General features: G+C 70.4%; 15 protein-coding genes and 1 tRNA gene. 13 read left to right on the forward strand and 3 right to left on the reverse strand.

Annotation, left to right across the window (positions count from 1 at the left end; all coding sequences use genetic code 11):
* Positions 1-15: 15 nt before the first annotated feature.
* A complete protein-coding gene (locus P1K88_RS16475; protein WP_276411312.1) occupies positions 16-1,002 on the reverse strand; it encodes an SDR family oxidoreductase in 987 nt (328 codons plus the stop codon).
* A gap of 97 nt (positions 1,003-1,099) precedes the next feature.
* On the opposite strand from P1K88_RS16475, the gene P1K88_RS16480 reads away from it, so the two are divergent.
* Positions 1,100-1,648 (forward strand): peptidylprolyl isomerase, encoded by a 549-nt coding sequence (locus P1K88_RS16480; protein ID WP_276411313.1) that lies wholly within the window; start codon positions 1,100-1,102, stop codon positions 1,646-1,648.
* A gap of 1 nt (position 1,649) precedes the next feature.
* Here the strand turns inward: P1K88_RS16480 and P1K88_RS16485 are convergent, their stop codons facing one another.
* Positions 1,650-2,591: an alpha/beta hydrolase gene (locus P1K88_RS16485; protein ID WP_276411314.1), complete on the reverse strand. Its 942-nt coding sequence runs from the start codon at positions 2,589-2,591 to the stop codon at positions 1,650-1,652.
* A gap of 50 nt (positions 2,592-2,641) precedes the next feature.
* The gene (locus P1K88_RS16490) at positions 2,642-4,966 is read right to left on the reverse strand and encodes an amino acid permease (protein ID WP_276411315.1); all 2,325 of its coding nucleotides are present in this window, start codon (positions 4,964-4,966) and stop codon (positions 2,642-2,644) included.
* Positions 4,967-5,058: 92 nt separating this feature from the next.
* Here P1K88_RS16490 and P1K88_RS16495 point away from each other — a divergent pair, with 92 nt between their 5' ends.
* From P1K88_RS16495 to hypE, 12 genes are all read left to right on the forward strand, one after another.
* The gene (locus P1K88_RS16495; protein ID WP_276411316.1) at positions 5,059-5,835 is read left to right on the forward strand and encodes an MOSC domain-containing protein; all 777 of its coding nucleotides are present in this window, start codon (positions 5,059-5,061) and stop codon (positions 5,833-5,835) included.
* 51 nt (positions 5,836-5,886) lie between these two features.
* Positions 5,887-6,228, forward strand: a complete 342-nt coding sequence (locus P1K88_RS16500; protein WP_276411317.1) for a ferredoxin — start codon at positions 5,887-5,889, stop codon at positions 6,226-6,228.
* A gap of 40 nt (positions 6,229-6,268) precedes the next feature.
* Positions 6,269-6,353: transfer RNA gene (locus P1K88_RS16505), tRNA-Leu, on the forward strand.
* Between the two features lie 541 nt (positions 6,354-6,894).
* On the forward strand, positions 6,895-7,101 hold the full coding sequence (locus P1K88_RS16510; RefSeq protein WP_276411318.1) for a histidine kinase N-terminal 7TM domain-containing protein: 207 nt from the start codon (positions 6,895-6,897) through the stop codon (positions 7,099-7,101).
* Positions 7,102-7,146: 45 nt separating this feature from the next.
* Positions 7,147-7,659 carry a DUF5813 family protein gene (locus tag P1K88_RS16515; RefSeq protein WP_276411319.1) on the forward strand — a complete coding sequence of 171 codons (513 nt, stop codon included), beginning with the start codon at positions 7,147-7,149 and terminating at the stop codon, positions 7,657-7,659.
* A 434-nt stretch (positions 7,660-8,093) separates the two neighbouring features.
* Entirely contained in the window at positions 8,094-8,762 is a 669-nt protein-coding gene (locus tag P1K88_RS16520; RefSeq protein WP_276411320.1) for a helix-turn-helix domain-containing protein, read from the forward strand.
* Between the two features lie 209 nt (positions 8,763-8,971).
* Positions 8,972-10,252, forward strand: a complete 1,281-nt coding sequence (locus P1K88_RS16525; protein WP_276411321.1) for an NADH-quinone oxidoreductase subunit B family protein — start codon at positions 8,972-8,974, stop codon at positions 10,250-10,252.
* A gap of 6 nt (positions 10,253-10,258) precedes the next feature.
* On the forward strand, positions 10,259-11,803 hold the full coding sequence (locus P1K88_RS16530; RefSeq protein ID WP_276411322.1) for a nickel-dependent hydrogenase large subunit: 1,545 nt from the start codon (positions 10,259-10,261) through the stop codon (positions 11,801-11,803).
* A complete protein-coding gene (locus P1K88_RS16535; protein WP_276411323.1) occupies positions 11,800-12,558 on the forward strand; it encodes a hydrogenase maturation protease in 759 nt (252 codons plus the stop codon). The genes P1K88_RS16530 and P1K88_RS16535 overlap by 4 nt, the downstream gene beginning before the upstream one ends.
* On the forward strand, positions 12,558-12,803 hold the full coding sequence (locus P1K88_RS16540; protein WP_276411324.1) for a HypC/HybG/HupF family hydrogenase formation chaperone: 246 nt from the start codon (positions 12,558-12,560) through the stop codon (positions 12,801-12,803). The genes P1K88_RS16535 and P1K88_RS16540 overlap by 1 nt, the downstream gene beginning before the upstream one ends.
* Entirely contained in the window at positions 12,796-13,887 is a 1,092-nt protein-coding gene (hypD, locus tag P1K88_RS16545; RefSeq protein WP_276411325.1) for a hydrogenase formation protein HypD, read from the forward strand. Before P1K88_RS16540 ends, hypD begins: the two co-directional genes overlap by 8 nt.
* Positions 13,884-15,005 carry a hydrogenase expression/formation protein HypE gene (gene hypE / locus P1K88_RS16550; protein ID WP_276411326.1) on the forward strand — a complete coding sequence of 374 codons (1,122 nt, stop codon included), beginning with the start codon at positions 13,884-13,886 and terminating at the stop codon, positions 15,003-15,005. Before hypD ends, hypE begins: the two co-directional genes overlap by 4 nt.

The following is a 15,005-nucleotide window of genomic DNA, read 5'->3' on the forward strand; positions in this document are numbered from 1 at the left end:
CCACCGGAGTCGCCCTCAGGAGCGCCGGACGAGGGGTTCGTACCACTCGCGGTTTTCCTCGTACCAGTCGATGAACTTCGAGACGCCCTCGCGGATGGTGTGGCTCGCTTCGTAGCCCAGCAACTCGCCGGCCTTCGACGTGTCGGCGTGGGTGTGCTCGGCGTCGGCGTCGTGGCGCTCCTCGTAGACCAGCTCGAGGTCCGGCGCGATCTGGTCGCGGATCTCCTCGGCGAGCGTCCTGATCTCGATGTTGTCCGTCGAACCGATGTTGACCGCCTCGCCGTCGGCGGCGTCCTCCTCTAAGAGGGTGACGTTCGCCTCGACGACGTCCTCGATGTACGTGAAGTCCCGCGTCTGGGTGCCGTCGCCGTAGATGACGGGCGGTTCGTCGTTCATACAGCGCGAGACGAAATTCGAGATGGCCATGTTCGGGCGCATCCGCGGGCCGTAGACGGTGAAATAGCGCAGCGCGACGACCGGGAAGTCGTACACCTCGCCGTAGGCACAGGCGTAGCGCTCCGCGGCCAGCTTCGACGCACCGTAGGGCGAGACGGGCGTCGTCGGGTGGACCTCGTCGTACGGGAGGTACTGCGGGACGCCGTAGACAGACGACGAGGAGGCCATCACGAACCGTTCGATCCCCTCGTCGCGGCAGGCGTCTACGACGTTCAGCGTCCCGTCGGCGTTCACCGCGTCGTACTTGCGGGGGTTCTCGACGCTCGGGCGGACGCCCGCCTGGGCGGCCTGGTGGTAGACGTACTCCGCGTCGGTCACCAGGTCGGCCACCAGCTCGGCGTCACGGACGTCGCCCTCGATCAGGTCGTAGCTCCCGCCGCCCTCGGTCGCCGCCTCGCGACCTGCCTCGACGTTGTGGCGCTTGATGTCCAGGTCGTAAAACGGGTCCAAGTTGTCCAGCACGACGACGTCGTGGCCGTCGCGGGCGAACCGCTCGGCGAGGTGGCCGCCGATGAAGCCCGCCCCGCCCGTGACGAGAATGTGCATGCCCGGAAGGGGTCAGGCGACGAGCAAAAAACCGTCGGGTCCGCTCCCGTCGACCCCAGTGGGCAGGCTTTTCCCGCCCGCCGTCCTCGGGCCGGGTATGAGTGAGCTGACTGCCACGCTACACACCACCGAGGGCGACATCGAGGTCGAGCTGTACGACGAGAAGGTTCCGAACACGGTCGCGAACTTCGTCGGCCTGGCGGACGGGGCAGACGACTACGAGGGCACCGAGGTCGGCCCCGGCACCGGCGCGTGGGAGGACCCCGACTCTGGCGAGAAGCGCATCGACCCGCTCTACACCGACATCGAGATCCACCGGGTCATCGACGACTTCATGATCCAGATGGGCGACCCGACGGGGACCGGAAAGGGTGGCCCGGGCTACACCTTCGACGACGAGTTCCACGACGACCTGAGCCACGACGGCCCCGGGAAACTGAGCATGGCGAACCGCGGCCCGAACACCAACGGCTCGCAGTTCTTCATCACGCTCTCGGCCACGCCCCACCTCGACGGCAAACACGCCGTCTTCGGCGAAGTCACGGAGGGGATGGACGTCGTCGAGGCCATCGGGAGCACGGAGACGGACCACAGCGACAACCCGACCGCGGACATCCGACTCGAGTCGGTCGAGATCAACCGCTGAGTCACTCCAGGGACTGTATCGTCCGGCCGATGGCGGCGACCTCCTCGCGGGCGGCGTCGAGTTCCGGGTCGGCGAGCATCGGGAGGAACCCGTGGATCATCTCCTCGTAGCGCCGCAGTTCGACCGGGACGCCCGCGTCGCGTAACCGCTCGGCGTACGCGACGTCCTCGTCACGGAGCGGGTCGAACTCGGCGGCGACGACCGTCGCGGGCGGCAGCCCCGAGAGGTCACGGGCCCGCAGGGGCGCGGCGTAGGGATTCGCCGCGTCGAGGGGACTCTCGAGATAGTGGTCCCAGAACCAGCGCATCGCCGACCGCGTGAGGAGGTATCCCTCCGCGTTCTCCCGGTAGGAGTCCGTCGCGAAGTTCCGGTCCAGGACCGGGTAGACGAGCACCTGGTGGGCGATGGCCGGCCCGTCCGCGTCGCGGGCCCGGAGACAGGTCGCGGCCGCGAGGTTGCCGCCGGCGCTGTCCCCGCCGACGACGAGGCGGTCGGGGTCGCCGCCGAGGGCGTCCGGGTGGGCGGCGACCCACTCCGTCGCCGCGTAGCAGTCCGCCAGCGGCGCGGGGAACGGGTGATCCGGCGCCAGGCGGTAGTCGACGGAGACGACGGTGCACTCGCCCGCGTTCGCGATGGCCCGCGCGAGGTGGTCGTGGCCGTCGGCGGTGTCGAAGACCCAGCCGCCGCCGTGGACGTAGACGAACAGCGGGCGGGGCCCGGACGTGGCCGGTTCGTAGATGCGGAGGCCGACCGGGCCATTCGGGCCCGGTACCTCGACGTTTCGAACGCGGGCCACCGGGTCGCGGTCGTCGTTCGGAACCGCCAGGAGGTCGTCGTGGACCCGCCGTGCGCTCTCGACGGCCAGGTCGGCGATATCGGGCCTGCCGGACGCGGCCAGGTCGTCCAGTAACGCCGCGACGTCCTCGTGCAGCGATCGAGTCACGACTCGAGAGACAGGCGAGGAGGGCTTAAGCCTGTGTGCCGGGCGACGCGTCAGCCCCAGTCGGGGCTCCCGCCGCGCTTGGACCCCTTGCGCGAGAACCGCTTTCTGAGGTACCGCGTGATCGGGAACAGCCGTTCCGTCAGGCGGTCCGACAGCGGCGTCTGGCTGGCGTACACCAGCACGGGGACGCCCCGTTCGGCGGCGAGTGCGACCACCTCGTCGGGCGTGTTGCCGAAGATGGCCTGGCGGAGCCAGCGGTCCCTGGAAGCCCCGATGACCAGCACGCCGCCGTTCTCGGCGGCCGTCTCGACGAGGCCGTCCGCGACCGAGCTCGCCCGGACGTTGTGGACCTGCGTGGTCTCGACGCCCTCCAGCGCGTCCAGCGTCGTCCCGGGCGTCTCGTCGGCCCCGGCCTCGCCGGAGGAGACGTTGATGAGGTGGAGCACGCTGCCCCGCTGGCCCAGCGCGTTCACCAGCGGGAGGACGGCCTGGTGGTGGGGACCCCCGCCCGCGCCGATGTTGATGACCTCGAGGTCCGACTCGTCGACGGTCTCGTCGGCGAAGAAGACGTCACAGGGCGCCTCGCGCTCGACCGTCTCGGTGACTTCCTGGTGGCGCTCGGGGTAGCCCATCAGGATGAGGTCGGCCTCGTCGTCACGGGCGGTCTGGAGGATGTCGAAGGCGATGTCACGGCAGGTGTGGCCCTCGACGGTGTAGTCGACGTCGAGGTTGGCGCCGTCGACCTCCTCCTGGATTATCTCGGTGCGCTTCGAGGCCGTCTCGACGACCGTCTCCCACGGCGTCTGGTCGGGGACCTGGGTGACGTTCAGCACGTGGACGATGGCGTCCTTGTCGGAGACGTTCGCGAGCGCGGCGGCGAGTTTCACGTACCGCAGCGTCCGGTCGGGGCGGGCGATGGGGACAAGCACGCGGAACTGTTCGCCGGGTGCGGCGGCCTCGGCTTCGGTGACACCGGGGCTCGGCGTCTCGGGGACGACCTCGTGGAACATCTCCTCGGTGTCGGGCTTGCCGCCCCAGGCGAGGTAAGCGACGACGAGCGCGCCGGTGAGGACCAGACCGGTGACGACCCCTCGGTCCGGAAGGTTGTAGATGAGTCCCAGGTTCGCGAGCACGCCGATGACCGGGACCACGGGGACGCCGGGGACCCGGAAGCCACGGTCGATGTCGGGGTACTTCCGCCGGGAGTAGATGAGCGCGACGTTGACCACCGCCAGCGGCAGGAGGAGGTTCAGCGTCGCGAATCCGGTGAGCGCGGTCAGGCCCAGGTTGAGGCCGATGGCGTCCCCGAGACCACCCTCGGTCGGGAAGACGCCGATGAAGACGACGATGAGCACCATGATCGTCACCGTCGCAGTGGTGACGCTCCAGAACGGCGTCCCGTACTCGCGGTGGATGCGCGAGAAGCGCCGCGGAGCCTGACCCTGCCGGCCCATCAGCGAGCCGATGGAACTGGCCGCCAGCACGGAGGCGTTCGACGCCGACACCATCGAGAAGATGGCGCCGGCGACGATGAGCGACTCGCCGATGCTGCCGAGGAAGCCCGCAGCGACCCGCCCCATCGCCGTCTCGCCCTCCTGAGCGATGACCTCGGCGGGGACCGGCGAGTTCACCATCGCGATGATGACCAGCGCGTAGAGGACGGTCACCGTGACGATGCTGGCCGCGATGGCCCGGGGGACGGTCCGCTGTGGTTCGATGATCTCGCCCGCGCTGGCGGCGATGGCGGAGAACCCGAAGAAGGTGATGAACGCGAGCGCGGAGATAGCGAGGATGCTGATGGCGTCACCGCCGAAACTCGTCGCGAAGTTGCCGACGGCGGTGCCGGGGCCACGAAACGTGAACGCGCCGGCGATGAAGGCGATGAGGACGGCCACCTTCGCGCCGGTGACGATGAGCTGGAACCCCCCGCTCTCCTCGGTCCCACGGGCGTTGAGCACGCCCAGCAGGAGTGCGGTCACGACACCCGTGGTCCCGTGGGGCAGGAAGTGGAGCCACTCGGGGAGGACGAAGCGGAAGAACCACTCGTCCATCGTCGCCAGGTAGAAGGCAGTCGTCCCGGTGTAGCCCAAGAACAGCGACATCCCGATGGCGTAGGTCAGGAGGTCACGGTCCTCGAACGTCTGTGAGCAGAAGAGATAGCCGCCGCCGTTCTCCGAATAGATGGAGGCGAACTCGGAGTAGGCGGCGGCGGTGACACCCGCGATGGCCGCGGCGATGACGAACGCGATGACGGCGCTGGACCCGATGGCGGCGACGGCGGTCCCCGACAGCGAGAAGATGCCCGCCGCGATCATGGTCCCGAGGCCGATCGCGAACGCGATCTTGAAATCGAGCGTCCGTGTGTGCTGTACCATTGGGCGAGTATATTCAGGAGGATACAATAAAACGTCCCGAATCGGCGCTCGGGGCCACAGCCCTCAATAGCACGGCCGACTTCGGTCTCGCAATGGCACACGTCGAGCGGCTCACGGTCTACCCGGTGAAGGGATTCGACGGCGTCGACCGCGAGGTCGCGCGCCTGATCGGCGGCGGCACGCTGGCCCACGACCGCGAGTTCGCGCTGTTCGACGGGGACGGCGACGTCGTCAACGGAAAACGGACCGACCGGGTCCACGACGTGGCGACGGACTACGACCCCGAGACCGGGCGGCTCTCGGTCTCGGCGCCCGGCCACGGCGCCGCGACGTTCGACGTCGGCGACGAGACCGGCCGCCAGCGAGCGGCCGCGTGGTTCGGGTCGGTCTTCGGCCTCGACCTCTCGCTCGAGCGCGACGCCGAGCTGGGCTTCGTCGACCGCCGCGAACTGGGGCCGTCGGTCGTCAGCACGGCCACGCTGGAGACCGTCGCCTCGTGGTTCGAGGAGGTCACCGTCGAGAGCGTGCGGCGACGGCTCCGGGCCAACGTCGAGGTCGGTGGCGTCCCGGCGTTCTGGGAGGACCGTTTCGTCGGGACGGACGCCCCGTCTTTCCGGGTCGGCGACGTCCGCTTCGAGGGGGGCACCCCCTGTGGCCGCTGTGTCGTCCCCGAGCGGGACCCCGACACCGGCGACCCGACGCCGGAGTTCCGCGAACGGTTCGTCCAGCGCCGCGAGGCCACGTTCCCCGACTTCGCCGACCGGGCCGCCTTCGACCACTACTACACCGTGATGCTCATCGCGAGGGTCACCCCGGCCGACCGCGGCGGGACCGTCCGCGTCGGCGACGAGGTCGCGCTCGTCGACTGAGCGCTCGCGGGAACCGACAATCGAAAGACCGTCGACGCCGAACGGACACCGATGACCGAGGCCGACGACACCGTCGACCCAAGCGAGTTCGGCGAACAGGACGCCCCGCCCGTCGAGGCAAAGCCCTACAAGATCATCTTCGAGGCCAACAAGTGCTTCGGCGCCGGGAAGTGCGCCGAGGTCTCGCGGAACTGGAACCTCGACCTCGACACCGGCATCGCAACCCCGCGGGCCTACTTCATCGGCGAGGAGGACCTGGACCACAACGTCGCGGCCGCAGAGGCCTGCCCCGCGAAGAAGGGACGTGGCATCATCCACGTCGTCGACCGCCGAACGAACGAGGAGGTCGCGCCCGACCCCCACGGCGACGGCACCCTCTCGGTCGACTGGTAACCGAAACCCGTTTTCCCCCTCGGTGTGCATGACCGAGTGCGCGAGGGTCGCCTAGGCTGGCCAATGGCGGTGGGCTTAAGACCCGCTCCCGTAGGGGTCCATGGGTTCGAATCCCATCCCTCGCATTCTCTGCCTCGAACGGATGTGAGAGGCGTGAAAATCTAACAGATGGCGATTCGAAGCCTATCAGTCGCGCGCAGCGATGCGAGCACGTCTGATTTCGGTTCGAATCCCATCCCTCGGGTTCTCTGCCTCGAACGGATGTGAGAGGCGTGAATGTGCACCGGATGGATTCGAACTACGGCAGGCCGAGCGAAGCGAGATCTGGCATCGGGTTCGAATCCCATCCCTCGGGTTCTCTGCCTCGAACGGGGCCGCGGAGTGAAGCCAGTAGCCCGTTGCGAGCCAGGGATGAGAACCTGAACAAATAATCAAACCCCCCGTCAGAGTAGCGAACGGTGAGGACGCCGGTGTCGCTCAGTCCAGAACTCCTCGTTGCGGGCCGGATTCTCGCGATTCTGCCCTCGGTGGGGTTCCTCGCGCTCCCGATCAGGAACCGTGACAAGCCCGGGAGCCTGGGGTTCGCGCTGTTCGTCGCCGGGACGGCGCTCTGGGCGTTCGCCGCGACGGTCGACATCGCGACGAGCGACGGCCGTCGAGAACGGCGTGCTCGTCCCCGAGTACAATCCCGGGTTCTGGGTACACGCGGGGGTCTCGTACCTGTTCGTCGCGGTCGGGACGGGTATGCTGGCGCTGGAGGCGACGCAGTCGAGGGGGGTGCGACGGACACAGACGACCCTGCTCGCGCTCGCGGTCGTCCCGTCGGTCGGCGCGACCCTCGTCTCGCTGTTCGACATCGCGTTCGGGGAGTAGCCACAGACGACGCGTTTTTCCGCTCGAGACGCCAATACCGTCCCGATGACCGAGGTACCAGCGGACGTCGGGGCCGCCTTCGACCGGCACGAGGCGTTCGTCCCGGCGGGGACGGGCTACGCCGTCGAGACGACGAGTTTCACGGGTCACGTCACCGCGAGCGAGGGCGAGCAGTGGCGGACGGACATCGAGGTGACGGTCCGGGCGCCGTCGCTCCAGGCCGCGACCAGCGACGAGGTCGGCGAGGCGGTCCGCGAGGGCTGGTTCGAGACGTTCGAGCGCCGACTCGAGGACGCCCCGAAGGCGACCCGGGCGTCGGTCGACGTCGACGAGTACGTCGTCGAGCGCGACGGCGACGAGGTGGTGGTCACCTACCGGTTCAGTCTCGGGAACGCGAATCAGGCCGCCGACGTCGCGAAGGCCTTCGCCGAGTACGTCCAGGGGACCTACGTCGAGGGAATCATCCCGGGCTACGACTACGTGGGGACCGTCGCGGACCTCATGGACACGGCGAGCACGGGCGGGAGCGAGGGTCGTCGCGGCGGGACGCCGCTGTGAGTGGCGCGTGCGCTCTCGAGTGCAGGTGAGCCCGCAGGCAGTGGTGATTGCCGTCCCGAAGCCACGACGGTCGACGGGCGTCGTGTGGACCGAGCACCCATCGATACCGACAGGGTCCTCGCCCACAGGGGCCGGCAGTGACGGGCGAGGACCTCCGAGTGGTCGATTCCCACGCACGGTTCGGGAGCCGTCGTCGCGACTCCCCGGTCGTAAAGCGAGCCCAGCTCGGCGCCGGTGTCGGGTCGCCCTCGGTCGGACCGGGACGCTCGCCCGGGGCTGGTGCCAGCTGGTCACGAGACCCCGTTGCTGTGCCGACGACGGGTGGCGGGCGGGCGACGGCGTGGGGTCTCCGCGGGGTCCGAATCGTGGCGACCCGGGTACCTCGACCGGCAAAAGCGGTTTTTCCGAGCAGTGCTATTGGTCGGTACGAGCGCATGCCCGGTGTCCGCGCGGAACTCGCCTTCGACGACCCGACCGGTTGTCCAGTCGCCGACCTCACCGACGGGCAGGGGGGCACGGCCCGGTCCGTGACCTGGAGTGACGGCGACAGGACCGTCACCGAGCAGTTCGAGTACGACGGGGACGTCGACGCCTCGAGCGGGAGCGAGACAGCGCCCGAGGGCGACGTGAACCGGGTGTTCGACTACGACGACGCAGCAGTCTACGAGCTGGAGCGAGAGAGCGAGGACTGCGTCTGTCAGACCATCGCCGAGTTCGACTGTCCGCTGTCGGACGTCGATGTCGCCGACGGCACGCTCTACGTGAGCCTCCACCTGCGGGACGCCACCGAACTCAGGGCGTTGCTCGAGCGACTGCGGGGGGCGTACGACGACGTCCGGGTCCGCTATCTGGTGCAGTCCGGCGACGGTGACAGCAGCGGCGACGTCGTCCCCGTCGACCGGGACCGACTCACCGACCGTCAGCGCGAGGCGGTCGCCACGGCCTACCGGATGGGCTACTTCGATTACCCCAGGCAGTCGAACGCGTCCGAGGTGGCCGAGGCACTCGACATCGCCCCGTCGACGTTCACTGAACACCTCACGGCGGCCCAGTCAGAGCTGCTCCGCGCGGTGCTCGACGACGACAGCCCGGGGCCGCGGTAAACCGCGTCTCTCGACGGCACCGGACCACGCCGACCCCGACCGGCACGGGCGTGGCCCGCCGGCGACCGATGGCTGACCGCCGGTGGTCCACCTGGAGTTATAAAGACCCCTGGAACCGGGGTCGACAATCCATCCAGCTTCAGCCGTCAGATACGTATACAGCGGCGGGCGTGCCCCGACGGGCGCGAACCCGCCCGGAACAGCCCACAATGGCGACCAGAACCCCGACCACGGACGATGCAGGCCCGCGAGTCGACCGGCGACCGGACTTCCTCGAGCTCTGTCACCACAACGACGGAGGCGACGTCGTCGAACAGTACGCCGCCGACATCCGGGCGTCGCTCTCGACGGTGACGACCGGTGCGATCGACGTCGCCTGGGTGCAGGGACAGAGCTGTACCGGGTGCACCATGTCGATGCTGCAAAACGAGTTCCCCGCCATCGAGGGGGTGCTCAGCGAGTTCCGCGAGACGGTCAGTTTCCACCCCACGCTGATGGACGAGGCCGGCGAGACGGCGATGGGTTCACTCGGGGCCGGTCCGGACGTCCTCGTGGTCGAGGGCGCGGTTCCCGTCGAGATACCGCGGGCGGCCACGCTCGGCCGCGACGAGCGAGGGAACCCGAAACCGCTCGTGGACTGGGTGATAGAGCTCGGTGAGGCCGCGGACCTCGTCATCGCCGTCGGGAGCTGTGCCGCCTACGGCGGGCTGCCCGCGGCCGGTCGACACGACAGCGACGATGTCGGCGCGGACCCGACCGGCGCGCGCGGCCTCCAGTTCGACGGCAGGGACCCCGGTGGCGTCTTCGGTCCGGCCTTCCGGACCGGGCGGGACCTGCCCGTCGTCAACGTCCCCGGCTGTCCGGCCCACCCCGAACACGTCCTACTCACCCTCGCGACCGTGTTGCACGGCCACGACCCGGTCCTCGATGAGTTCAACCGGCCGCTCCCGATATTCGGCCCGCTCGTCCACGACGACTGCTCCCTGCGCGAGGAGTACGAGAGCGGCAACTTCGCCGACCATCCCGGCGACGACGGCTGCCTCTACGAGGCAGGCTGTGCCGGCGTCTACGCGTACTGTGACGACTCCAAGCGGCTGCGAAACGGCGGGACGACCATCTGCCGTGACGTCGGCGCACCCTGCATCGGATGCGTCGAGCCGGCGTTCTGGGACCGGTTCACCCCGTTCTACGAACCGGGGCTCGACCGGGGAGACGCAGGCCGTGACGGCCACTCGAAGCGTGACTACCGCGACGCCGCCGCCGACCCCGACGAGACCACCGGCGTCCGCGAGGCTGTCGCGGACGCGAGTCCGGTGACGAACCCCGTCGGGGCCCTCATCGGAGCGGTGGTGAGTCTCCTCCTGGTACCGCTGTTGCCCGGTGCCGCGGCCGCCGCCGCCCTCGTTCGCTGGCTCGACATCTGTCAGCGGCGTCCCGAGGGCCCGGTCGCGCTGACCGGGCCCGACGACAGAGCAACGCGCGATAGCTGACAGACAATGCCCGAGATAGAGATCGACCCCACGACCCGCATCGAGGGCCACCACTCGACGACGCTGCACGTCGAGGACGGCCACGTCGTTCGAGCAGAGAGCGAGATGAACATGTTCCGCGGCGTCGAGTCCATCACCCTCGGTCGGCAGCCGTCGGACGTCCCGCAGGTGACCCAGATGGTCTGTGGCGTCTGTTTCACGTGCCACCGACAGGCCTCCATCCTGGCCATGGAAGACGCCGCCGGGCGGGCCGGCGTGTTCGACGGCGTGCCGCCCAACGGCCGGCTGCTCCGGGACATCATGGAGGGGATGTTCCTCCTGTGGAACCACGCCGTCCACCTGTTCGTCCTCGCCGGACCGGACTACTCGAACGCGGTCGCGGACACCGGCTTCGACCGGCTCGACCCGGTCGACGGAGCGGGGTACCAGGACGCGCTGGCCCACCAGCGTGACCTCCTCCAGGCCTTCACGGAGTTCGGTGGGCGGGCGCCGCACCCGCTCACGTACGCACCCGGCGGCGTGACCGCCGACCCCGACCCGGAGACGCTTGCGGAGATTCGCGAGACCGTCGCGGCCATAGACGAGTGGCTCGGGCCGACCGACGCGGTTCCGGAGCTGGTCGAGCGGGCGCGCGACGACGAACGCGGCGAGCCGACCGACGGCGGTGCCGGCGGCTACGACCTCTGTTCGATACTCGTCGCCGCCGCCGAGGCCGGCGCCGCCGACTTCGGCGTCGGGCCGGGCCGCTTCTACGCCAACGGGATGTTCTTCGGGCCGGGCGGGAGCGCCGACGACCCGGCCGAGTCGCTGGTGTTCCCACGCGGCATCTACGAGGACGGCAACCTCCGACGGCCGACGCGGACCGACCTCGTCGAGGGCATCACCGAGGACGTCGGCCACGCGTGGTACACGGACGCGTCGGGCGGTCGGCCCGCGGAGGCGCCCGCACCTGACCCCGACCCCGAGAAGGCGGGTGCCTACTCGTGGGGAAAGGCCCCGAAGTACCGCGGGCGGACGATGGAGACCGGACCGCTGGCGCGACTCGTCGCCGCCGAGCGCGACCCGGCCGACCTCCGGGCGACGCTCGGCAACGGCGCGGCCGCCAGTAGCACGTTCAACCGGCTGGCCGCTCGCGTCCAAGAGACGCTGCTGGTCCGCGACCGCCTCGTCGAGTGGCTGGACGCCGTCGACCCCGACGCCCCGACGAAGGCCGAGTGGACCGACGACTTCAGCGGCGCCGGCGTCGGCTTCTGGGGCGCCTCGCGCGGGGCGCTTTCCCACTGGGTCCAGGTCGACAGCGGTACGGTCAACCAGTACCAGATCGTCACGCCGACGACCTGGAACCTCGGCCCGCGTGACGACGACGGTGTTCCCGGCGTCTTCGAGTCGGCCGTCGAGGGGATGGCGGTCCCCGACGTCTCGGACCCGACCGACGTGATGCGTACCGTCCGGTCGTTCGACCCCTGTCTGGGGTGTGCGGTCCACGTCGAGAGCCCCGAGGGGCGCTTCGAGACCGAAGTCGAACCACACGCGCCCGGAGGGGGCCGGTGACCGGCGCCCACGACGCCGTGGCCATCGTCGGGGTCGGCAACCCGACGATGGGCGACGATGGCCTGGGGCGCGCGGTGCTCGACCGCCTCGTCGCCGACGCCGATGTGGTGGGGGCCGGAGGCGGACAGGACGGGCCCGTTCGAGCGGCCTTCGCCGGGACGACCGGGTTCTTCGCGCTCGAGGCGATGGACGGCGTCGACCGGGCAGTCGTCGTCGACGCCGTCGACGCGGACGGGCCACCCGGGACGGTCCACCGGGTCCGACTGGACCGGCCCCGCGCTGGGTCCGGGGCGGCCGGCGGCGACCCGGCGCTCACCGGCGGCGTCCCGGAGGTGACGCTGCACGACATCACCTTCCGCGACGCGCTCCGAACCTGTCGGTCGGCGTACGACCTCCCCGACTGGGTGGTCCTCGTCGGGGTGGTGCCGGCGGTGGTCGAGGGCGGGATCGGACTCAGCGACCCGGTGACGGCAGCGGTACCGACGGCGGCGGCCGCCGTCCGGGCCGAACTGGACCGGCGGCCGCGACACGGGACCGACGGAGGTGACCCGAGCATGGACACGACCTGGTACTGTCACGACTGCGACAGACGGATCGACTCGGCGGCGGTCGACGAACACGAGGCCCGAGGCCACAGCGTCAGGGGTCGGCTTCGGCCCGACCGCTTGCTCGCACAGGACCCCTGGGAGACGGACGGCACGCTGGACGAGGACGGCGAATCGGGCCCGGACGACGCGTCGGAGGTGACCGAGTGATGTGTCTCGGCATCCCCGGCGAGGTGCTCGAGATCGACGGCGATGAGGCCCGCGCGGCGTTTCGCGGCGCCGAAAAGTGGGTCCGAATCGACGTCGTCGGCGACGACCTCTCCGTCGGCGACTACGTGCTCAACCACGCCGGCTTCGCGATTCGGAAGATTCCCGAAGAGCAGGTCGAACGGACGGTCGAACTGTACGAACAGGCCGCCGCGGGCGACACCGGACGGGGTGAGGTCAGTGACTGAAGCGCTGGAGTTTCGCGACCCCGAGCGAGCGACGGAACTGACGGACCGTCTCCGGGCGCTCGTCGACGGCGTCGACCGGCACCTCCGCGTGATGCACGTCTGTGGGTCACACGAGGAGGCCATCGCGGAGTTCGGGCTCCGGAGCGTCCTGCCGGACGGCCTGACGGTGGCGATGGGACCGGGCTGTCCGGTCTGTGTCACCGACCTGCCGGAGGTCGACGAGGCGGTGGCGCTGGCCGAGACGGGCCACACCGTGGCCACCTACGGCGACATGGTCCGCGTGCCCGGCAGCGACGGGAGCCTCGCCGACGCCCGGTCGGCCGGGGCGGACGTCAGGACGGTCTACAGCGCCGCGGAAGCGGTCGACGTCGCGACGGAGACCGACGGCGAGGTGGTGTTCTTCGCGACCGGGTTCGAGACCACCGCCGCGCCGACAGCGACCGTGCTCCGGGACGGGCCGCCGGAGAACTTCTCGGTGCTGTCGGCCCACAAGTACGTCCCGCCGGCGATGGACGTCGTGGCCGCTCACCCCGACACGCAGGTCGACGGGTTCCTCGCCGCCGGGCACGCCGCGACGATAACCGGCGTGGACGTCTTCGAGAGCGTCGTCGAGAACCACGGCCTGCCGGTCGTCGTCGGGGGGTTCGAACCGCTCGACATCCTCGCGGGGTTGGTCATCCTGGTCGAGGAAATCAGCGCGGGCGAGGCCTCGGTGACCAACGCGTACCCCCGGTGTGTCGACGACGCCGGCAACCGGGCTGCCCGCGAGGCGCTGTGGGAGGTCTTCGAGCGGGTCCCCGGCAAGTGGCGCGGCGTCGCGGAGGTGCCCGACGCAACGCTCGAGCTCCGGGAGTCGTACGCGGAGTACGACGCCCGCCGGCAGTTCGACATCGACCGCCCGACCGTCGACGACCGGACGACCGAGTGCATCTGTGGCGACATCATGGGCGGTCGCGCCAGCCCGACCGACTGCGACCTGTTCGGGACGGCGTGTACGCCGACGGACCCCGTCGGCGCCTGCATGGTGAGCGACGAGGGGCCCTGCCACATCCAGCACGCCTACGGCGGGAGGCGACAGCCGTGACCAGGACCGAGGCCGAGCCCGACGCCGTGGAAGAAACCGGCGAGTCGGCGGGCGACGCAACCGTCACCGCCGCCCACGGGGCGGGCACCGAGCGCACCCGCGACCTGCTCGACGCCGTCGTGACCGACCGCTTTGGCGACCCGGCGACGGCCGACGTCGGGCTGGGGGCGCTCGACGACGGCGCGGTCGTCCCTGACAGTGCGGTCAGAGACGTGGACCCACCGGCGGCCGACGGCGACCGTTCCCCCGAGGGCTCGACCGTCGTCACGACCGACGCCCACGTCGTACACCCCCGGGAGTTTCCCGGCGGCGACCTCGGTCGCCTCGCGGTCTGTGGGACCGTCAACGACCTCGCGGCGATGGGCGCGACCGCCCCGCTCGCGCTGTCGAGCGCCCTCGTCGTCGAGGCCGGCACGCCGGTCGCGGCCGTCGACCGGCTGACGTCGTCGATGGCGGCGGCCTGCGAGGAGGCGGGCTGTCAGCTCCGCACCGGCGACACGAAGGTGATGGGAAGCGGGGACGTCGACGGCATCGTCGTCACGACCACCGGCGTCGGTCGGATCGAACGCGGCGCCGAACTGGCCGCCACCGGCGTCTCGCCCGGCGACGCGTTGCTCGTGACCGGCCCGGTCGGCGACCACGGCGTCGCCCTGCTGGCGGCCCGCGAGGGCTTCGAGTTCGCCTCTCCGCTCAGGAGCGACGTGCGACCCGTCAACGACCTGGTCGCCGCCGCCCGGGAAGCCGGCCGGGTGACCGCGGCGACGGACCCGACCCGAGGGGGGGTGGCGAACGCCGTCAACGAACTCGCCGCCGCCAGCGAGGTCGGACTGGTCCTCGACGAGCAGTCGATACCCGTCGCCGACGCGACCCGCGGCGCGGCCGAGGTGCTCGGCCTCGACCCGCTGACCGTCGCCTGCGAGGGGCGGATGGTGCTCGCAGTCGACGCCGCCGACGCCGACGCCGTCCGTGACCGGCTCAGAGAACTGCCCGGCGGTGAGAGGGCGGCGGTCGTCGGCCGTGCGGTCGACGACCACCCCGGCGACGTCGTCCTCGACACCGGCTTCGGGGAGCGCTACCTCGACGTCCCGACCGGCGAACGGGTCCCCCGAATCTGTTGA

The sequence above is a fragment of the Haloarcula halobia genome, from assembly GCF_029338255.1.
GTDB lineage: Archaea > Halobacteriota > Halobacteria > Halobacteriales > Haloarculaceae > Haloarcula > Haloarcula halobia.